This window comes from Gottfriedia sp. NPDC058432 (genome assembly GCF_042721555.1).
GTDB lineage: Bacteria > Bacillota > Bacilli > Bacillales > Bacillaceae_G > Gottfriedia.
Genome location: NZ_JBHXLC010000009.1, coordinates 89,599 through 111,201 on the forward strand (window position 1 = coordinate 89,599; position 21,603 = coordinate 111,201).

Here is a 21,603-nt window from a genome sequence, read left to right on the forward strand (position 1 = left end):
GGAGTGTAATAAATGAGTAATCAACATTTATTAGTAGAAGTTAAAGCGCGGATATTAACTTTAACGTTAAATAGGCCAGAAAGTCTAAATTCTTTTAGTTATGAAATGTTGAATAGTATGACTGAAGCGCTTAATCAAGCAAATTTGAATCCGGAAATTAAAGCAATTGTACTAAAAGGTGCAGGTCGTTCATTTTCAGCAGGTGGAGATGTTAAAACGATGGGAAACGTTACTCCAAATGCAGTATATGAGCATATAGGAATCTTAAATACAGTTATTAAAACGATTCGTGAAATCGAAAAACCTGTTATTGCTTCAGTTCATGGTTTTGCAGCTGGTGCTGGTTTTAACTTGGCTTTAGCATGTGATTTAATCATCGCAACAGACGATAGTAAATTTGCTTTAAGCTTTTCTCAAGTAGGATTAATTTCAGATGGAGGCGGTTCTTATTTCCTACCAAGGTTAATCGGTCCGTATTTAGCAAAACAGTTTTTCTTTACTGCAGAGCCAGTTCCTGCTGAAAGATTGTATCAGCTAGGTATGATTAACACAATCGTACCACCTGAAAATTTAGCTGAAGAAACAGTAATATTTGCAAATAAAATAGCCGCTGGACCTGAAAAAGCAAATGGTATGATGAAAAAATTAATTAATCAATCTTTTACATCAACATTAGATGAAATGCTAGAACTTGAAAGAATTACCCAGCCATTAATGGTAGCAACTGAAGATCATCAAGAAGGTGTTGCTGCATTTAAAGAAAAAAGAAAAGCGATTTTTACTGGAAAATAAAAAACTGAGAGGAAGTTTACAATGCAATCAATTCAATTTAAACAATTTGGTGGCCCTGAGGTATTAGAAAAAGTCGAACTTGCAAGACCAGTACCAAAGGGAAAAGAAGTATTAATTGAAGTGCATGCAGCAGGTGTCAATTATGCTGATACAGCGCGAAGAGAAAATCAATATGTAGTTAAGACCACTTTGCCATATGTACCTGGTGCTGAAGTTGCTGGAGTCGTAGTGGAAATTGGAGATGAGGTTAGTTCAGTTAAAATTGGTGATCGAGTTGTTTCAATGTTGGAATGTGGTGGATACTCAGATTTTGCCTTGACTGATGAGCGTTCGGTAATTCCTTTACCGAACGAAATGGATTTTAAAATAGCCGCTGCATTACCCGTCCAAGGATTAAGTGCCTACCATATCTTAAAAACAATGGGGATGCTAGAACCGGGAGAAACCGTTTTAGTTCATGCGGCAGCTGGTGGTCTAGGTACTTTAGCAGTGCAATTAGCGAAGCTTTTTGGAGCTGGCAAAGTAATCGCAACAGCAAGTACAGCCGAAAAATTACAGCTAGCAAAAGAGATGGGCGCTGATGTATTAATCAATTATACCGAAGAAGGTTGGGAACAAAAAGTACTTGAAGCTACAAACGGAAAAGGTGTAGATGTTGCCTTAGAGATGGCAGGTGGGGATGTTTTTTATAAAACATTAGACTGCTTAGCTTATTTCGGAAGATTAGTTATTTATGGTGTAGCAAGTGGCCAGCAAAGTAAGTTTTACCCGTCCTCTTTAATGGCAAAAAATCAATCAGTCATCGGGTTTTTCTTACCACCTCTTTTGAGAAAAAAGGCATTAATAAAACTAAGCTTAGAAGAGTTATTTACATATTTAGCTGAAGGAAAATTAAAGATCACGATTGGAGAAGTATTTCCATTAAGTGAAGCAGCCAATGTCCATACGATATTGCAATCTAGAAAAACAGTAGGAAAAGTGATTTTAGAGCCGAGAAAATAATGAAATTTTGATATGAAAAACTTTGATCAGATCGAAACGGGGGAAATTTAAATGCATTTACGCCTGACTGACGAACAAAAAATGATTCAAAAAACAATTCGAAAATTTGTTGAAAAAGAATTAATCCCTTTAGAAAATGAAGTACTTAGAAATGAGCGTGAAGGTAGACCAAGCTTAGATCCGGCAGTTGAAAAGGAACTTCAATTAAAAGCGAAAAAAGCTGGTTTCTGGGGAATTAATACACCTACTGAATATGGTGGTGCTGATTTAGGCCAAATGATGTTAGCAATTATTTATATGGAAATTTCAAAAACATTCGTTCCTTTTAAATTTGGTGGTTATGCGGATAATATTTTATTTTATTGTAACGAGGAACAAAAAAAGAACTACCTTATTCCTACAATAAATGGCGATAAAAAATCATGCTTTGCGATGACGGAGCCTAATGCGGGATCTGATACTCAAAACATTAAAATGACCGCTATTAAGGATGGGAATGAATGGGTATTAAACGGTGAGAAAACATTTATTACAGGTGGAAACGAAGCAGATTTTGTAATGGTCATTGCAATTACGGATAAAGAAAGACATCAAAAAACTGGTGGAAGAGATGGTGTAACTTGTTTTATAGTCGACCGGGACATGGGTTGGAGATCTGAATTTATTCATACAATGGGCGAATGGGGACCAGCTGGTTTAGTATTTGATAATGTCCGTGTGCCTGAAGAAAATATTTTAGGTGAATTAAATGGTGGATATAATTTAGGACTTGAATGGATCGGATTTGCAAGATGGATTGTAGGGGCTACAGCTGTTGGTGCGGCTGAACGTTTATTACAAATGGCTATTGACTATTCAAAAGAAAGAGAAACTTTCGGAAAACCAATTGCCGAACGACAAGCTATCCAATGGCAAATAGCAGATTCTGCTGTTGAAATAGAAGCTGCTAAATGGCTTGTATTAAATGCAGCATATACACTCGATCAAGGAGAAGACAATAGGCATTTAGCTTCAATGGCAAAACTTTATGGTTCGAATATGGGAAATCGAGTTGTTGATCGCGTACTTCAAATTCATGGTGGAATCGGTTATACAAAAGAACTTCCAATTGAAAGATGGTACCGTGAAGCAAGATTATGGAGAATATACGACGGTACTGATGAAATTCAACGATTAATCATTTCACGTAATTTACTAAAAGGACATGTCAAATTAGGACAATACGTTTAAAAGATAAGGAGTGAGGAAAATGGGAGGAAGATTCGAAGGTAGAGTAGCCTTTATTACAGGTGGTAGTAGAGGAATTGGTAAAGGTATCGTAGAATTATTTGCAAAAGAAGGTGCAAAAGTAGCCATTATTGATGTAAATGAAGAAGCACTATCACAAACTGCTTCAGAATTTAAGCAGTATGAACTATTCACTAAACTTGCAAACGTTACAAATTCCAATGAAGTTGAAACTGCTATGAAAGAAGTTCATGATACATTCGGTTCAATAGATATTGTAGTCAATAATGCAGGTGTTATTCGCGATAATTTATTATTTAAAATGACAGACTCAGATTGGGATACTGTTATGGATGTACACTTGAAAGGTTCATTTAATGTTGTACGTGCTGCACAAGTCTATATGGTTAAACAAAAATATGGAAGAATCATTAATATTTCTTCAACATCTGCACTTGGTAACCGTGGACAATCAAACTATGCAACTGCAAAGGCTGGTTTACAAGGCCTAACGAAAACACTTGCAATTGAACTTGGGAAATATGGAATCACATCTAACGCTGTGGCACCAGGATTTATCGAAACTGAAATGACGAAAGAAACGGCAAATCGAATCGGTATTACTTTTGAACAACTAGTTGAGGCAAGTTTGAGCCAAATTCCAGCCGGAAGAACAGGTAAACCAGAGGATATTGCAAATGCAGTTGCTTTCTTTGCCGATGAAAAGTCTTCTTATGTAAATGGGCAAGTTTTATATGTTTCAGGTGGACCTAAAGCTTAAAAAAATTGAGGTGAATATAAATGTTTAAATCGTTTATCGGTAAACGCTCTAAATCAGTAAAAAATACAGTAGAACGTGGTGCAGTGAAAAAATTTGCTGAAGCAATTGGGGATTTACATCCAATCTATGTTGACGAAGAATACGGAAAACAATCAAGGTATAGACAAAATATTGCTCCGACGACTTTTCCAAGAGTATTTGACTATGGGAAAATAGACAATTTTAACCTACCTAATGTCGGTCTAATTCATGGTGAGCAAACATTTGAATATAAAAGACCACTTTTAGTTGGTGAAACCATTAATTGTTATACAGAGATTAATGATTATTATGAAAAACGTGGTGGGCATGGGTTTATGGGTTTTCTAGTACTGTCAGATAACGGAGAAGATCAAGCAGGCAATATGATATTTACTACTAAATCAGTTGTTATCATAACTGAAGAGGTTAGGAAGGTGCTTTCGGTATGACGACAGTATTAGATTTACAAATTGGCGACTCATTAAAACCAGTCGTACTAGAACCAGTATCTCGAATTGATTTAATAAAATACGCAGGAGCTTCGGGTGATTTTAATCCTATTCATACAATTGATGAAGAAGCAAAGAAAGCTGGTTTACCTGGAATTATTGCACATGGCATGTGGACAATGGGAAATTTAGCGAAGCTTTTTTCAGATTATTTAGAAGTTGGCTTTATTGAAAATTACTCCATAAGATTTAAGAATATGGTATTTTTAAATGATGTAATCACATTAAATTCAACACTTGAAAAAGTTGATGAAAACAACCTATATTTTAAAGTAAACGCAAAGAACCAGAACGATGTAACTGTTATTACTGGTAAAATTTTATTTAAATTATATGAATGATACTGCATCAAATTGGGACTTCTAAAAGGAGTCCCTTTTGTATTTTACAATTTCGATTTCATTAATGTTAATTTTACAATAAATAGGATTTGGATACAGTGGATTTACACATAATATTAAAAAACGAAATAGGTGAGAAAAATGGATCTTTCATTTGATAAATTATTAGAGCAATTTGATTTGAAAAAAAATGAACACCAAAAAAATTTGCATAAGGTTAACAAAAGAATAGATGAAATAGAGTCTCATATGGAAGAAATTAAAAAGCAATTACATAATTTTGACCATCAAATTGTTAATATAGAAAAAGATTTAAAAAGTACTCTATCAATGATTAACAGTGAAAATGAATCAAGTTCACACCACAATATAGATCATAACGAAGGACATTACGAACAAAATGATCATCAAGATCATCACAAACATCAAGATCATCACAATCAGCATGAGCAGAACGAACATCACAAGCATCACAGAGGTCACGAACACCATCCTGATCATCCTAATTGGGCTGAAAATCTTATACATAATGTGGAGGAATTTTCAGCAAGTATATTTGAACCTAATCATGAAGGTCATAAAGAGCATAAAGAGCATCAAGGACATCAAGAACATCAAGAACATAATCAACAGCATGAGCATGAACAACATAAACAAGAGGTTCAAGAGCATCATGAACATCAAGAACATGAACATTTCGAGGAAAAGCAACATAACTCAAGAGTTGCAAATAGGAGAAAGTATAATAATCAAAATATAGAAGATATTAACCAGTACTCTGCAAGTACGATGGACGAAATTGAATTGAGCGGGATAACATCTGGATTAACGAGTTTTAATCAAAAAAATTATTCAGAATTATCGTCTTCTAATACAAATCATAATGAAGAAGAACACCAAAATCACAATCATGCTCACAATCATGCTCACAATCATGCTCACAATCAAGATAATGACTCTAGTCAAAAGAAGACATCCGAACAATTATTAGAAACCGATTTTTCAGATTTATCAATTGATGATTGGGAGGATTCTACTACGAACTTATCGATGTCAGAATGGTTTGAAGTAGATCCTAATGATAAAAGATAAAATCGCTTGATCTGATTAAATGATTTTGGAGCGAAGTGGTTATCCATTTGATCTATTAGCCAAATCAGTAGTGAGATTCAACAACATAGAGTTAGTTACAAATATATTTGCAACTGAACAAATGCATTACTTCTAAAAAGTGAAGTAATGCATTTTTGCTTTATAGAGGAAATACACTCTGATTTGGTGAATTTATCAAGAGTATACTTTGCCTAATTATGCATTTTTTAGCTATGAAGGTTCATAAAGATATAAAATTGAGAATAAATAGAGAGTTAATATGTGGGGGCGATAAAGATATTCCAGTCCCAGTATGGGCTTTATGAAAATTTTTGATTTGAATAAGAAAATAGATTGGAGATAATATGTCTAAGAAAAAGATTGTATTTACCGGTGGTGGTTCTGCGGGGCATGTAACACCAAATATCGCCATTATAAATGAGTTGAATAAAAATGATTGGGATATCCATTATATTGGATCTAAAAAAGGAATTGAAAAGGAACTAATAAATAAAATTGATATACCTTATTATGGGATCTCAAGCGGAAAATTAAGACGATATATAGATTTTGAAAATATTATTGATATGTTTCGGGTAATAAAAGGCTGTCTTGACGCTAGAAAAGCATTAAGAAAAATTAAGCCGAGTTTAGTTTTTTCAAAGGGTGGCTTTGTTTCTGTACCAGTAATTATTGCTGCTAGCACATTGAAAATTCCAATATTTATACATGAAAGTGATATGACACCAGGACTTGCAAATAAAATTTCTCAGCGATTTGCTACAAAAATTTTCACGTCTTTTGAAGAAGCAAAAAATTATTTTCCAAAAAATAAAACAACTGTTATTGGTTCTCCAATTAGAAAGGAACTATTAAATGGTTCAAGACAAAAGGGCTTAGACTATCTTCATTTTAAAAGCTATATACCAATATTAACAATTATGGGTGGTAGCTTAGGCGCAAAGAAAATCAATGAAACGGTTAGAGAATCATTACCGGATCTAACGAAAAAGTATCAGATTGTCCACTTATGTGGTAAAGGAAATGTTGATGAAAGTTTAAAAAATATTGAAGGATATAAGCAATTTGAATATGTTCATGACGAGCTAGCTGATGTATTGGCCGCATCTCAAATGATTATCACAAGAGGTGGGTCAAATGCAATATTTGAATTTTTAGCGTTACATAAACCGATGTTAATTATCCCACTTACGAAAAATCAAAGTAGGGGAGACCAAATATTAAATGCAAATTCTTTTAAAGAAAAAGGCTTTGCATTAATGATGGAAGAAGAGGAATTAACGAACAAATCACTACAAGAATCAATTGAAGAACTTCAAACTAAAAAAGACATTTTCATTACAAATATGAAATCATCGAATCAAAGTAATGCACTAAATGTACTTCTTGAGGAAATAAATAGAAATTGATTCTATTAAAGCATTCTTCTAAATAAAGGAAGAGATGCTTTTTTGTTGAATAACTCTAAAGTGACTAAAAGAAATAGTGTAAGAAGAAGGTGGAAAAATTGATTACAGAAAAACAATTAAACGAAATCAACATATTACAAGAAACATGCGAGAAATTTGATGAAATAACTTTAAAGTTAAACTGGGAAATGTTAAGAAATCGAAGAAATGATGTTAAAGAAGATTTCTTTTACTATGAAGAAAATCAACTAGTAGGATTTTTAGCAACTTACTATTTTGGAGAAAAAGTTGAAATCTGTGGTATGGTTCATCCAGGTTTTCGCCAAAAAGGTATTTTTTCTAGCATGTTAAATGAAGCGCTAAATGCAATATCTCCAGTTACTACGATTTTATTAAATGCTCCTGAAGCTTCAACATCAGCGAAGGAATTTATTAGAAATCAAAAAAATTGTTCTTATTCTTTTTCAGAATATCAAATGGCTTGGAAAAACCAAGAAGTAAAAGAATTTACACCAATCGTTAATTTCACGAAAGCAGAGCAATTAGATTTCTCTTTTATTTCAAATTTAGATGTTGTATGTTTTGGATTTGAAAAAACTGATGCCGAGAAATACAATCAACGCATCATAGATGAACCAGATCGTGATTTATTTATTATAGAAGTAAATGATGAAAAAATTGGTAAAATGAGTTTGCTACGTGAAAATAATGAAAGTTGGATTTATGGTTTTGCGATACTTCCAGAATACCAAGGTAAGGGATATGGGAAAAATGCATTACTCCAAACCATTCAAAAAGAAAATGAGATTGGGAACGAAATTCATCTAGAAGTTGCTCTAGAAAATAGTAACGCGAAGAAATTATATTTAGATTGTGGATTTAGACAATACAACACTCAAGATTATTATAAAATTAGCCAATAATTTATAGTAAGAGGTCGTCTGTTTGTTCAGACAGCCTCTTTTTTAACTTACTATAATAATTTTATCATTATGAAAATTTCTATGTTACACTAGAAAAGGATTAAATGGTAAAGGGTGAAAGATTTGGAAAAAATAAGAGGATTTGAAGTAGCAAAAGGATTTGAAAACTGTGGAGTGAATCTTCCTAAAAGAGCAACTACTCATGCAGCTGGTTATGATATCGAAAGTATTGAAGAGACGATTATTAATCCAAACGAGATTAAACTTGTTGGTACAGGATTAAAAGCGTATATGCAAAAAGACGAATTTTTAGCATTATTTGTACGCTCGTCTACACCGTTAAAGAAAGGTTTAATGAAAGGAAATGGGGTAGGGGTTATTGATTCAGACTACTACAGCAATCCTTCAAACGATGGCCATATTATGATGCAATTAATAAATGTATCAAAGGAGCCTGTTATCATTCAAAAAGGTGAGAGAATTGGACAAGCTGTTTTCCAAAAGTTTTTATTAGCTGATGAAGATTTTGCAGGGGAAGAACGAGTAAGTGGATTTGGAAGTACAGGCAAATAATATAGAAATAAAAAAAGAACTCGATATGCTCGAGTTCTTTTAATTTTGTAATTAGTCTAACATTCTTGCAAGTTTTGGTGATAAAGCAAGTAAGATTAAGCCTGCTACGATTGCTGCTCCACCTACTACTAAGAATACTTGTAACATTCCAAGAGTTGTTGTAAATGCAGCTAATTGACCACCAACTAAGTTTGCAATGAAACTTGATGATAACCATACACCCATTAATAATGAAGCAAGTTTAGCAGGTGCATAACGAGATACTGCAGATAAACCAACTGGTGAAAGTACTAATTCAGCAATTGTATGGAAGAAATATGTCATAATCATGAATAACATGTTTGCTTTTACAGTAATATGCTTTGGATCAGAACCTGTTTTCATAACCGCCATAATCGTAAATGCGAAACCAATACCTAATAGGATAAGACCCATTGCCATTTTCGCAGGAACACTAATGTTTTTACCATTTCTTGCCATTTTAATCCAGATCATAGAAAGAACTGGAGCGAAAAGCATAATGAATAATGGGTTAACAGATTGGAACCATGCAGATGGTACATTGAAGCTTCCAACTTTAAGATCTAAGAAACGTTCAGTATAAAGCGTTAATGATGAACCAGCTTGTTCAAATCCAGCCCAGAAAAATACTACGAATGCAGCTAAGATAAAGATAACTGTAGTACGTTGTTTTTCCTTTTTAGTAAGAGGAACATCCTTAACAGATTTGCTGTTACCCTCTTGTACAACCTTAGCGTTAGGTTTAGTACCTAAATCACCTAAATATTTTTGAGCTAATACGTTGAAAATAATTTGACCAATAATCATACCGATCGCAGATGCTAAGAAACCATAACGGTAACCAAATAAATCATCGCCAGCAGCATTTTTAGACATAAATAAAGTTTGTGCTAAATAACCAGTAACAAGTGGAGCAAAGAATGCACCTAAGTTGATACCCATGTAGAAGATTGTGAATGCACCATCACGACGTGGGTCATCTCCTTCATAAAGTTCACCAACAATAGTTGAAATGTTTGGCTTGAAGAAACCATTACCGATAATCATTAAAATTAAACCAAGATATAAACCTGTTGAAGAATGAATACCGAATAATGCGATATTACCAGCTGCCATAATAATACCACCAAGAGTTATAGCAGCACGCTTTGCAAGGAAATTATCTGTAATCCAACCACCAATGATTGGAGTGAAATATACTAGTCCAGTAAATAATCCATAAAGTTGTAGTGCCCAAGCATCCTTAAATCCAAGTCCACCTTGAACTACTGAAGTTGTTAAGTAAAGAACTAAAAGTGCACGCATTCCATAATAACTAAAGCGTTCCCAAGCCTCAGTTGCAAAAAGTAAGTAAAGGCCAGGTGGGTGTTTCGTTTTTTGATTTTGCTCGTTTGATGAAACGTTTTGTTTTGCTGCTACGCTCATGCAAATTCCTCCCTCATAAGTGCTATTCTGTGTATTTTTCTGTATGAATATTTATTGTCGTCAATTCATATACTATTCTGTCAATTTATTGTAAAAAATAATTTCTGAATTCAACAAATTTCGACAATTTAAGTTAAAAAAAATTTCTAACTATTTTCATCAGAACAATGCTACTAAATTTTTATCTAGATCCGCAAAAATAACTTGGGACCAATTTACTATTTTAGTATAACACATAATAGCGTATCTCTGTAAAGTTTTTTATATTGTCAGACAAATCTTGCAATACTGATTTTTCTTATTAAACTAGTATTTTTAGACTTTGTCGATTGACCTGTATTAGTACAGCCTGAACAAAAAGACCTATATCTAAATAATAATAAATTTTTTAAATATTTCAAGGGTTTTTATTATTTTTTACTTTAATATTATAAAAGTTTAATTAAACAAAAAAGTGGGAATTGTCAAAATTTGTCGAAATAATAATAGAATGTTTTGTCCTTTTTTAATATTCAATTAATTCGTATGGACGATTTTCTAAAATTTGGATATACTAAAAGTACTATATATGAAACGGAGTGATGAATATGGGAAAGTTAATTAATTTAGTTCAGAAGAAGGTAAATATTAGAGGACAAAAAATGGAGTAAATCTTCATTATTGTCCTTATACATTGGAGGACAAAATGAATTTAAAACAATTAGGTTGGAACGAAGCGTTCGGAGAAAAGGATCAAAATACTATAGTTGCGAGAGTTATATCTGAACAAAGACAAATTTATAAATTGCATGATGGAGAAAATGAACTAACTGGTGAAGTTTCTGGTAAATTTCAATTCCAAGCAAAAGTGAAAAGTGATTATCCATCTGTTGGTGATTGGGTTGTAATTGAACCGTTAAAAGGTGAAAACAAAGCAATTATTCAAAAGGTATTGCCAAGAATTAGTCAATTCTCAAGGCAATCTGCAGGAGAAAAAATAGAAGAACAAATAGTAGCTGCTAATATAGATTACGTGTTTTTAGTAATGGCATTAAATAACGATTTTAATATAAGAAGATTAGAACGTTATTTACTTGTTGCTTATGATAGTGGAGCTAGTCCAATTATTATTTTAACAAAAAAAGATTTATGCACTGACCTACCAACCAAAATTGAAGCAGTTGAAGAGATTGCATTTGGTGTACCGATTTATTCTGTAAACAGTACAAATGGAGAAGGTATTGAAGAGTTGAAACAGCTCATAACATCCGGGAAGACTGTTTCCTTACTTGGTTCTTCAGGTGTTGGTAAATCTACATTATTAAACGCGTTAATCGGTGAATTAATTCAAATAACACAGGACGTACGTGAAGGTGACGATCGCGGTAAACATACAACTACACACCGCGAACTATTTTTCCTACCATCTGGCGGAATGGTCATCGATACACCTGGTATGCGAGAATTACAGCTTTGGGGTGGAGAAGAGCATATAAGCTCGACATTTACAGATGTCGAAGAATTAGCTAAATCATGTAAATTCTCAGACTGTACACATGAAAACGAACCAGGATGTGCAGTCAACCGAGCAATCGAAAACGGCGAACTAGATCAACAAAGACTCACAAGCTATCGTAAATTAATGAGAGAACTAGCGTATGCAGAACGTAAACAAGACGCATCATTAGCTAGACAAGAAAGAGATAAGTGGAAAAAAATTAGTAAAATGATGAATACTAAGTCTTATAAATAAGAGAGAAGAGTATTTATACTCTTCTTTTTCTTTTGAAATTTAGTAGTTCATATGTTTTTTTTAAGATATGTAACATGGCTAGAAGACTGAAATTCGTAACACTTAGGGGTTCATGAGGAAATAAAAAGACAAAAAGCGACGATTTAGTACCTCATAAAGGGTTCATGAGGAAATAAAAAGACAAAAAGCCATGATTTAGTACCTCATAAGGGGTTCATGAGGAAGTAAAAAGGCAAAAAGCGACGATTTAGTACCTCATAAAGGGTTCATGAGGAAGTAAAAAGACAAAAAGCCATGATTTAGTACCTCATAAAGGGTTCATGAGTAAGTAAAAAGACAAAAAGCCATTATTTAGCACCTCATAAAGGGTTCATGAGGAAGTAAAAAGAAATAAAACCACGATTTAGTACCTCATAAAGGTGTCATGAGGAAGTAAAAAGAAATAAAACCACGATTTAGTACCTCATAAGGGGTTCATGAGGAAGTAAAAAGGCAAAAACGACGATTTAGTACCTCATAAAGGGTTCATGAGGAAGTAAAAAGGTAAAAAGCGATGATTTAGTACCTCATAAGCGGCTTATGAGGAAGTAAAAAGGCAAAAAGCGACGATTTAGTACCTCATAAAGGGTTCATGAGTAAGTAAAAAGACAAAAAACCACGATTTAGTACCACATAAAGGGTTCATGAGTAAGTAAAAAGGTCAGAAGACGAAAAATTCTAACTCATAAGTGGTTCATGAGGAAGTAAGCAGGCAAAAAAACGATAAATACAAACTCATACGGGGCTCAAGAATAAGTAAAAAGTCATAAAAACGAAATTAACTTACCCAATAGAAGTCCAAGGGTAATTACTTTAAAAAATCTCAGTCCTAAGACCGAGATAAGACAATACTTAAGTTTGTATCAAAACAAACAAGAAATAGATAAACTACATAGTAGGATAGTTAATAACAAAAGCTTTCAATTGCTATTAACAAGCTAGTTTAGTGAATAGAGGAGAGCTATATGAAGCGATTTAGACGATTGTCTAGCAATGAATTAACCGGATTATTATTCATAATTGCAGGCATAGGATTATTATTTGATCTATTTTTAAATCCTTTTGCAATAATCGCAGCTGGAGTAGGTATTTATTTATTTCAGTATGGGGCGAAAAAAAGAAAAGTTTACCCATCTACATCTGCGAATATCGCGTTTTTTGGGGGAATTATTTTATTCATCAGTAATGTATTCCAATTGAAATCGATCCTAGGAGTATTATCATTTATCGTGATCTATGTGGGATATTTAATATTTGTTAATTCGAAATTTAATGAAAGAGTCATTGTACCAAACATGGTTAAAACAACAAATACAGGTGTCTTTGAAACAAAATCTCTCATTTCAAATCGTTTTTTTACAAATATCCATTTAAAGAATGATTCATTTGAATTAGACGATGTAGATTATTATTTTGGAATAGGAGATGTCATAATCGATCTATCAGAGTCATTTATTCCTGAAGGAGAGACAGTGTTGGTATTAAATGGAATCATCGGTAATATTACTTTATATGTGCCGTATGATTTAGAAGTTTCGATCCAGCATTCTACTTTATTTGGCAAAGTTAATATCCTTAAAAATAAATTGAATGGGTTTAACAAGAATTGTAAGTTCACTTCGAATGATTATAAAGAAGCTTCAAGAAAGTTAAAAATTGTCACTTCTTTAGCAATCGGAAATATTGAGGTGACAAACAAATGAAGATCGATAAGGGTATCTTTTTATCAATATGTCTTGCTGCATTTACATCAAGTATTTTAATTTGTGGAGTTGTGTATTATTTCATAGATCATACTTTCCTTGATAAATTGTTTCTGTATAAAATTGGCAATTTTTCTTTACTATTAATATTATTTGTAGCAATCATAATTATATCAATTGTTTATAGTACAGCAGTTTTGAGCACGATTCGTCATAATGAAAAAGCTTTATTGGAAGGTATAGTAAAGGCAGAAAATGGAATTTATCATAAAGAATCAGAACATTCAATTCGGTCAATTGATAACGAAATCGAGTTAAAACTTCAAAAAATATCTAAACAAATTGAAGATTCAAGGAAGACTGTTCAAAAATTAGTAGATGAAAAGAAATTAATTGAATCTCAGACAATTGAAGATGTCGTAACAAAAGAGCGTCATAGACTAGCAAGGGAATTACATGACTCAGTTAGCCAACAATTATTTGCGATTTCGATGATGATTTCTGCGATTAATGAACTTGGTGAAACTACGTTTAAAGAACAATTACAATATATTGAAAAAATGGCGATTAATGCTCAATCAGAAATGCGTGCACTTTTATTACATTTAAGACCAGTTCAGTTAGAAGGTAAAAGCTTAAAAGAAGGTGTAGAAAAACTTCTAACTGAATTAACAAATCGTCAAGCACTTCATTTAAAATGGAAAATCGATGATATTTCATTGTCAAAAGGTGTAGAGGATCATTTATTTAGGATTATTCAAGAAGCATTATCGAATACTTTAAGGCATGCAAATGCAAAAACTTTTGAAATACGAATTAGAAAAATTGAAGATTTTGTATTAGTTCGAATGATTGATGATGGAATCGGATTTGAAGTCGAGAACCGAAAAACGGGTTCGTATGGATTGCAATCAATAAGTGAACGTTCTTCTGAAATTGGAGGAACGGCAAAAATAGTAAGTATACCAAATAGAGGAACCCAGATTGAGGTAAAAGTTCCAGTAATTGAATAGAGGTGGGAAATTTGATCAAAGTCGTGTTAGTTGATGATCATGAGATGGTAAGAATGGGTGTTTCTACATATTTAAGTACTCAATCTGATATTGAAGTGGTTGGTCAAGCAAGTAATGGAAAAGAAGGCGTAGAACTTGTATTAGAAAAACGTCCTGATATTGTATTAATGGACTTAATTATGGAAGTTATGGATGGAATTGAAGCGACAAAACAAATTATTTCAAAATGGCCAGAAGCAAAAATCATTATTGTTACAAGCTTTATTGATGATGAAAATGTATATCCAGCAATTGATGCAGGTGCAATTAGTTATATGTTAAAAACATCTAGAGCTAGTGATATTGCTAATGCAATACGAACAACTCATAAAGGTGGCTCAGTTTTAGAACCAGTTGTTACTGGGAAAATGATGAATAGAATGAGAAAATCTACTCAACGTGAATTACATGATGATTTAACCGCTAGAGAGCAAGAAGTACTTCATTTAATGACTGAAGGTAAATCAAATCAAGAAATCGCCGATAATTTGTTTGTTTCATTAAAAACGGTTAAAACGCATGTAAGTAATATTTTAACGAAATTAGAAGTCGTTGATCGAACTCAGGCCGTAATTTATGCTTTTAGACATGGAATTGTAGAACAAAAATAAATTCATTTGCAAAAAGAAGTCAAAAATGGCTTCTTTTTTTCTATTTTTATAAGATTTGAAGCAATATTTTAGATAAATAAATAATTAATGGTAAGATAGTTATATTCGTTTTATTTATTATAGAAGGAGCAGTTAATTGAAGATAAAATTAAATCATAAAATCATAAAAGAACGCTGCGGTACAGTCTCCTTCAAAAGGGGTGACTCTTTTTATCGCGCAAATAAAGTAAAAATCGAAAAATATAAAAATGATGTTTGTACAGCTACAGTTATAGGAAATGAAGATTTTACCGTTAATGTCATAAAAGAAGAAAATGATGATTTTTATTGTAAGTGCACTTGTCCAAAACTGGCTTCAATTAAAACGGATTGTCAACATATAGCTGCCGTTTTAATTTCGATTTTTGAACGTCAGAAAAAAGAGGAAAATCATACAGAAATAGATGTTTTTATAGAAAACACCGATTTAAATAGGTCAAATGGTATTTTAGAACTTTTTCATGATCAAACGTTTCGTAAAAGCGAACAATTAAGACATTTTGACAATAGAAAAGTAATTGATTTTGAGTTTATTTGCGAAGTCGTTGAAATGAGTGAAGCCTATAAAATCCTTGGAATAGCTATGGCATTTGGAAAAAAGAAAGTAGAAAATCTACGCAATTTTTTAAGGGATGTTAAAGAGGGGAAACCAAGTGAAATTTCGGCTGATCTTATTTTTGACTCTAATTTACATTGTGTTCAAAATGAAGTTAATCGTATTTGGGAACTTTTAATAAAGTTGTTAGTTGATGAAAAAATGTTTAATGATCCTCTAACTATGAAAAATGAATACATTTTCATTTCTCCGACAATTTGGAGCCAATTCATTAATTTATTAACAGTTACAGAAAACGTTACGATAATTGAAAACGGAATATCATTTAATGGAATTTCATTTACCGAAGATAAATTACCATTGGAATTTGAAATTGAGCAAGTAGATGATCAATACTTTTTAACATCAGCAGGAATTGAGAAATTAACGATAATGGAGGCCTATTCAACAGTCTTATATCGTGGAAGAATCTATAATCTTAAAGTAGAGGAATTTAATCGACTTGTTGAATTAAAGCAAATATTTAAAAACACAGCACATGAAAAAATAAATATACCAACAGACCAAATTCATCTTTATGTTGAGAAAGTAATTCCAGGACTTATAAAGCTTGGTAAGGTGCAAATACCTACATCATTATCAAACCAATATTCAAATACCCCGTTAAGAGCAAAGCTATATTTAGATCGTATAAAAAATAAATTACTTGCAGGGCTTGAATTTCATTATGATCGCATAGTGATTAATCCGCTAGATAAAAGAGAAATCCAACTTAGTAAAACGTTAGTTAGAGATGAAGAAAATGAATTAGAAATATTACAATTAATGGAAGATAGTTCTTTTTCGAAAACAGAAGGTGGCTATTTCTTACAAAATGAAGAACTTGAATACGAGTTTTTAAGAAATAGATTACCTAAACTTGAAAAGCTTACTGAAATTTATGCTACGACCGCAGTTCGAAATAGAATTTTTAAAGAAAATAAGAAACCTCAAATACGCGTCAATTTAAAAAGAGAACGAACGAATTGGTTGGAATTTAAATTTGAACTAAATATTCCTGAGAAACAAATCAAAGAAGTATTATTAGCACTAAAAGAGAAACGGAAATATTATCGATTACATGATGGTACATTATACTCGCTTGAAACGAGAGAATTACAAGAAATCAGGCGATTTTTAAATGCAGTACCTGAGCAAGAATTTGATTATGAAAGTGTATTAAACTTACCGATAAAGAATGGACTATATTTATTAGATTCTGCGGAAGAAACTAGCTTATTTAAAATTGAAGATCGTTTGCATCATTTTTATGAGAGTTTAATCAATCCAAATGAAGTAGTAGAAGAAGTACCCAATACATTGAAAAATCTTTTAAGAGATTACCAAATTTTTGGATACAAATGGATGAAGAATTTAGCTAAATTTGGATTTGGAGGAATTTTAGCGGATGATATGGGATTAGGTAAAACAATTCAAAGTCTTACTTATATTCAATCCGTTTTAAACGAAATCCGTTCATTAAATGCACCAATCCTAATCGTTTGTCCTACCGCATTAACGTATAACTGGTTGAGTGAAGTATTCAAATTTGTACCAGAAATTCAAGCCCTTGTCATTGATGGAAATAAAAATGAGAGGCTGAAAATACAAAAAGAACTAGTTAATATTGATGTATTAATTACCTCTTATTCGTTGTTAAGAAATGATATAAAGTGGTACGAAAAGCAAAAGTTTCATACAGTATTTTTTGATGAGGCTCAGAATATTAAAAATCCTTTTACTCAAACAGCTAAAGTCGTAAAAAAGCTAAATGCTGATCAAAGGTTTGCATTAACAGGTACTCCAATTGAAAATTCACTCGAAGAACTTTGGGCAATTTATCATGTTGTTTTTCCTGAATTATTTGGAGGGTTAAAGGAATTTAGCAATTTGACTAAGAAAACAATCTCTAAAAGAGTTCGACCTTTCTTATTAAGAAGATTAAAAGAGGATGTACTTAAGGAACTTCCAGAGAAAATCGAATCGAAGGAGTCTGTTGAATTGTTACCAGACCAAAAAAAATTATATGCAGCATACTTAGCAAAACTACGACACGATACACTAAAGCATTTAGCCGTGGATAAATTTACATTAGGCAAAAATCATATAAAAATATTAGCCGGTTTAACGCGTTTAAGACAAATTTGTTGCCATCCTGCCTTGTTTATCGATGGTTATGAAGGTAGTTCAGCTAAGTTTGAACAGCTATTTCAAATAATTGAGGCATCAAAAATAGCCGGTAGAAGAGTATTGATATTCTCTCAATTTACGAAAATGTTAGGTTTAATTGGTAGGGAACTATCAATAATGGGAGAGCAATTTTTTTATCTAGATGGACAAACTCCGTCAGAAGAACGTCTATCAATCTGCAATCGATTTAATGCTGGTGAACATAACTTCTTCTTAATTTCATTAAAGGCAGGAGGAGTGGGGCTCAATTTAACTGGAGCTGATACAGTTATTCTTTATGATAATTGGTGGAATCCTGCGGTTGAAAACCAGGCAACAGATCGAGCATACCGTTTCGGTCAATTGAATGATGTTCAAGTGATCAAGCTAGTTGCTAAAGGAACGATTGAAGATAAAATGAATGAATTACAAGAGAAGAAAAAGCAATTAATAGGAGAAATTATTGAAACGAATGGAAAAGCTTCATTTAATTTAACAGAAGAAGATATTCGTGAACTATTAATGTTTTAAAATAAATTGCCGCTCGCTTGAGTGGCTTTTCCCTTTCCCTCGAAAAAGCTCTTGGCCTCATTTTATTTCATTCTTAAATGTTTGAAAGCGAGTATATTAATAATGAAGCTAATAATTTAATAAATTCATAGATTGAAAATGAAATTATTTATATGAGAGGGAGAGTTAGCATGAGCAATAATCGAAAATTTGTTAATGTCTCAGCAGGAGTTCCAGGACCAAAAGGTAAAGAACTTATCGATTTACGTAGCGAGTTTGTTCCAAATGGTGTTGGAAATAATACACCTGTTTTTGTAGAAAAAGCAAACGGTACGATCGTTGAGGATGTTGATGGAAATAAATTTTTAGATTTTGCTGGAGCAATTGGTACTTTAAATGTAGGACATACTCCAAAGAATGTTGTACAAGCGATTAAAAATCAATCAGAGCGATTAATCCACTCTTGCTTTCATGTAGGAATGTATAAGTCTTATATTGATTTAGCTAAAAAATTAACTGAAATAACGCCTGGGGATTTTTCTAAAAAAACCATTCTATTAAATAGCGGTGCTGAAGCAGTTGAAAATGCTGTTAAAATTGCGAGGAAGTACACAGGTCGTTCAGGAATTATTTCGTTTACTCGAGGATTTCATGGGCGGACTTTATTAGGGATGTCTTTAACAAGTAAAGTAAAGCCATATAAATATAAAATGGGACCATTTGCTCCTGCTACATATAAAGCTAAATTCCCTTATTTATCAAATAAACCAAAAGAGTTATCTGAAGAAGAATATATTAATTTTTGTATTTCTCAATTTAAGGATTTTCTTTTAACAGATGTGTCACCAGAAGAAGTTGCTGCAGTAATTATGGAGCCCGTACAAGGGGAAGGAGGATTTATTGTTCCTCCAAAAAAATTTGTAAAAGAAGTATATAATATTTGTAAGTCACATGGAATTTTGTTTATAGCAGATGAAATTCAGACAGGATTTGGGCGAACGGGTGAATTATTTGCATCAACGATTTTTGAAATTGAACCAGATTTAATCACAATGTCAAAATCAATCGCAGCGGGTGTACCAATTAGTGCAGTCACAGGTCGTACTGAAATAATGGATGCTGCATTACCTGGTGAACTAGGTGGAACTTATGGTGGCAGTCCATTAGGTTGTGTAGCAGCACTCGAGGTGATTGAAAAAATTGAAAGTGAAAAATTATGGATTCGAGCTAGAGAGATTGGCGAAAAAATTAAATCATTTTTTGAACAATTGAAAAATGATTTTCCAATTATTTATGACATTAGAGGACTAGGAGCGATGGTAGGTATTGAATTTGTAGATCCTACTACTGATCAACCAGCAAAAGAATTTGTTGCAGCATTAACAAAAAAATGTTGTGAAAATGGAGTCATTATTCTTAGCGCAGGTGTTCATAGTAATGTTCTTCGTTTCTTAACGCCTTTAATTATTTCTGACGAGGAATTAGTTGAAGGTCTAGATATTATAAAACAATCAATACATCAAGTTGCTAGTCAACTTGTATCTGAGGTGAAATAGAATGCAAAAACAATTTTATATAGATGGAAGATGGGTTGAAGGGAAAAAACATGAAAATCTTGTTGCCCCTCATTCTGGTGAAGTTTTAGCTGAAATACCAATCGCAACGATAGAGAATTTGGAAGAAGCGATCAGAGCGGCTAATAACGCGAAATCTCAAATGGAAAAGCTCAGCTCATATGAGAGAAGTGTCATTTTAGAGCAATTAGTTGAACAGTTTAAAGAAAATCGGTCAAAACTTGCTGAGATTTTAGCATTAGAGGCATCCAAACCTCTAAAGGCTGCTCTAGGTGAAATTGATCGAACGATTGCAACTTATAAAATAGCCGCTGAAGAAGCAAAAAGAATATACGGGGAAACAATCCCTCTTGATGCAGTAGCAGGAGGTGAAGGTCGAGTCACTTATACAGTCAGAGAGCCAGTTGGGGTAATTGGTGCAATTACTCCGTTTAATTTCCCGTTTAATTTAGTTGCACATAAAGTAGGTCCAGCAATTGCTGCAGGAAATACAATTGTTTTAAAACCAGCTAGTCAAACCCCACTCTCTGCGATTGCATTAGCTGAAATGATTGATAAAACGGATTTACCTAAGGGTGCGTTTAACTTAATTACTGGAAAAGGCTCCGAAATCGGCGATGCTCTAGTAAAACATCCTGATGTGAATGCAATTACATTTACTGGCAGTCCTGAAGTAGGCATTTCATTAAAAAACAAAGCAGGATTAAAAAAAGTAACATTAGAACTAGGTTCAAACTCAGCGTTGATCATCGATGAAGATGTCAAGCTAACTGATGAATTAATCAATCGTTGTGTATGGGGAGCCTTTATTTATAACGGCCAAGTATGTATTTCATTACAAAGAATTTTTGTACACCATACACTTTATAATGAATTCTTATTGAAGATGAAAAATGCTTCCGAATTATTAAACTTAGGTTCGCCATTAGACCTTCAAACAGATATAAGTGCCCTTATTTCTAAAAAAGATGTTGCTAGAATAGATGAATGGGTTAAGCAATCAATTAAAGATGGAGCTGATCTAGTAACTGGTGGGGATATAATAGAAGACCGTCTTTATAAACCAACTATTTTAACAAACGTAAAGAATAGCAGTGATGTATCATGTAAGGAAATCTTTGGTCCTGTTGTAGTCATCAATTCATATGAACATTTTGATGAAGCAATAACTGAAGTAAACAATAGTCGATTTGGATTACAAGCTGGTGTATATACAAATAACTTACAAAGAGCATTATATGCTACTAAAAAACTACATGTAGGTGGCGTGCTAGTAAACGATGTCCCTACATTTAGAGTTGATTTAATGCCTTACGGTGGAGTAAAAGAAAGCGGTTATGGAAGAGAAGGCATAAAGTATGCAATACAAGAGCTGACTGAAATGAAACTAATCTCTATTAAACTTTAATACTGATGACAAATGCTCGCTTTCTTCGTTGCTT

Annotated in this window: 18 protein-coding genes; 17 read left to right on the forward strand and 1 reads right to left on the reverse strand. The window is 32.8% G+C overall.

Annotated features, from left to right (window positions below; genetic code table 11):
• Nucleotides 1-12 precede the first annotated feature (12 nt).
• The 10 genes from ACFWM3_RS11225 (at nucleotide 13) to ACFWM3_RS11270 (ending at nucleotide 8,691) form a co-directional block, all read left to right on the forward strand.
• Nucleotides 13-792, forward strand: a complete 780-nt coding sequence (locus tag ACFWM3_RS11225; protein ID WP_390311376.1) for an enoyl-CoA hydratase/isomerase family protein — start codon at nucleotides 13-15, stop codon at nucleotides 790-792.
• A gap of 21 nt (nucleotides 793-813) precedes the next feature.
• Nucleotides 814-1,794, forward strand: a complete 981-nt coding sequence (locus ACFWM3_RS11230) for a quinone oxidoreductase family protein (protein WP_390311377.1) — start codon at nucleotides 814-816, stop codon at nucleotides 1,792-1,794.
• A gap of 51 nt (nucleotides 1,795-1,845) precedes the next feature.
• A complete protein-coding gene (locus tag ACFWM3_RS11235; protein WP_390311378.1) occupies nucleotides 1,846-3,024 on the forward strand; it encodes an acyl-CoA dehydrogenase family protein in 1,179 nt (392 codons plus the stop codon).
• Between the two features lie 19 nt (nucleotides 3,025-3,043).
• Nucleotides 3,044-3,802 carry a 3-oxoacyl-ACP reductase FabG gene (gene fabG, locus ACFWM3_RS11240; protein ID WP_390311379.1) on the forward strand — a complete coding sequence of 253 codons (759 nt, stop codon included), beginning with the start codon at nucleotides 3,044-3,046 and terminating at the stop codon, nucleotides 3,800-3,802.
• A gap of 20 nt (nucleotides 3,803-3,822) precedes the next feature.
• Entirely contained in the window at nucleotides 3,823-4,272 is a 450-nt protein-coding gene (locus ACFWM3_RS11245) for a MaoC family dehydratase N-terminal domain-containing protein (protein ID WP_390311380.1), read from the forward strand.
• Nucleotides 4,269-4,673, forward strand: a complete 405-nt coding sequence (locus ACFWM3_RS11250; protein ID WP_056476930.1) for a MaoC/PaaZ C-terminal domain-containing protein — start codon at nucleotides 4,269-4,271, stop codon at nucleotides 4,671-4,673. Before ACFWM3_RS11245 ends, ACFWM3_RS11250 begins: the two co-directional genes overlap by 4 nt.
• A gap of 141 nt (nucleotides 4,674-4,814) precedes the next feature.
• Entirely contained in the window at nucleotides 4,815-5,765 is a 951-nt protein-coding gene (locus tag ACFWM3_RS11255; protein WP_390311381.1) for a hypothetical protein, read from the forward strand.
• A gap of 365 nt (nucleotides 5,766-6,130) precedes the next feature.
• On the forward strand, nucleotides 6,131-7,195 hold the full coding sequence (locus ACFWM3_RS11260) for an undecaprenyldiphospho-muramoylpentapeptide beta-N-acetylglucosaminyltransferase (protein WP_390311382.1): 1,065 nt from the start codon (nucleotides 6,131-6,133) through the stop codon (nucleotides 7,193-7,195).
• A 98-nt stretch (nucleotides 7,196-7,293) separates the two neighbouring features.
• A complete protein-coding gene (locus ACFWM3_RS11265; protein ID WP_390311383.1) occupies nucleotides 7,294-8,118 on the forward strand; it encodes a GNAT family N-acetyltransferase in 825 nt (274 codons plus the stop codon).
• A 123-nt stretch (nucleotides 8,119-8,241) separates the two neighbouring features.
• Nucleotides 8,242-8,691: a dCTP deaminase domain-containing protein gene (locus ACFWM3_RS11270; RefSeq protein WP_056476939.1), complete on the forward strand. Its 450-nt coding sequence runs from the start codon at nucleotides 8,242-8,244 to the stop codon at nucleotides 8,689-8,691.
• A 51-nt stretch (nucleotides 8,692-8,742) separates the two neighbouring features.
• Here ACFWM3_RS11270 and ACFWM3_RS11275 read toward each other — a convergent pair whose 3' ends face one another.
• Nucleotides 8,743-10,137 (reverse strand): peptide MFS transporter, encoded by a 1,395-nt coding sequence (locus tag ACFWM3_RS11275; protein ID WP_390311384.1) that lies wholly within the window; start codon nucleotides 10,135-10,137, stop codon nucleotides 8,743-8,745.
• Between the two features lie 685 nt (nucleotides 10,138-10,822).
• Between ACFWM3_RS11275 and rsgA the strand changes: the two genes are divergently transcribed.
• The 7 genes from rsgA (at nucleotide 10,823) to ACFWM3_RS11310 (ending at nucleotide 21,569) form a co-directional block, all read left to right on the forward strand.
• A complete protein-coding gene (gene rsgA / locus ACFWM3_RS11280; RefSeq protein ID WP_056476941.1) occupies nucleotides 10,823-11,869 on the forward strand; it encodes a ribosome small subunit-dependent GTPase A in 1,047 nt (348 codons plus the stop codon).
• A 1,004-nt stretch (nucleotides 11,870-12,873) separates the two neighbouring features.
• Nucleotides 12,874-13,611 carry a cell wall-active antibiotics response protein LiaF gene (liaF, locus tag ACFWM3_RS11285; RefSeq protein WP_056476944.1) on the forward strand — a complete coding sequence of 246 codons (738 nt, stop codon included), beginning with the start codon at nucleotides 12,874-12,876 and terminating at the stop codon, nucleotides 13,609-13,611.
• The gene (locus ACFWM3_RS11290) at nucleotides 13,608-14,624 is read left to right on the forward strand and encodes a sensor histidine kinase (RefSeq protein WP_056476945.1); all 1,017 of its coding nucleotides are present in this window, start codon (nucleotides 13,608-13,610) and stop codon (nucleotides 14,622-14,624) included. Before liaF ends, ACFWM3_RS11290 begins: the two co-directional genes overlap by 4 nt.
• 11 nt (nucleotides 14,625-14,635) lie before the next feature.
• Complete coding sequence (locus ACFWM3_RS11295; protein WP_390311385.1) at nucleotides 14,636-15,274, forward strand: response regulator transcription factor; 639 nt, start codon at nucleotides 14,636-14,638, stop codon at nucleotides 15,272-15,274.
• Between the two features lie 136 nt (nucleotides 15,275-15,410).
• Complete coding sequence (locus tag ACFWM3_RS11300) at nucleotides 15,411-18,608, forward strand: DEAD/DEAH box helicase (protein WP_390311386.1); 3,198 nt, start codon at nucleotides 15,411-15,413, stop codon at nucleotides 18,606-18,608.
• 170 nt (nucleotides 18,609-18,778) lie between these two features.
• Complete coding sequence (gabT, locus tag ACFWM3_RS11305; protein ID WP_390311387.1) at nucleotides 18,779-20,143, forward strand: 4-aminobutyrate--2-oxoglutarate transaminase; 1,365 nt, start codon at nucleotides 18,779-18,781, stop codon at nucleotides 20,141-20,143.
• Nucleotide 20,144: 1 nt separating this feature from the next.
• Nucleotides 20,145-21,569 (forward strand): aldehyde dehydrogenase family protein, encoded by a 1,425-nt coding sequence (locus tag ACFWM3_RS11310; protein ID WP_390311388.1) that lies wholly within the window; start codon nucleotides 20,145-20,147, stop codon nucleotides 21,567-21,569.
• The last annotated feature ends 34 nt before the right edge of the window (nucleotides 21,570-21,603 follow it).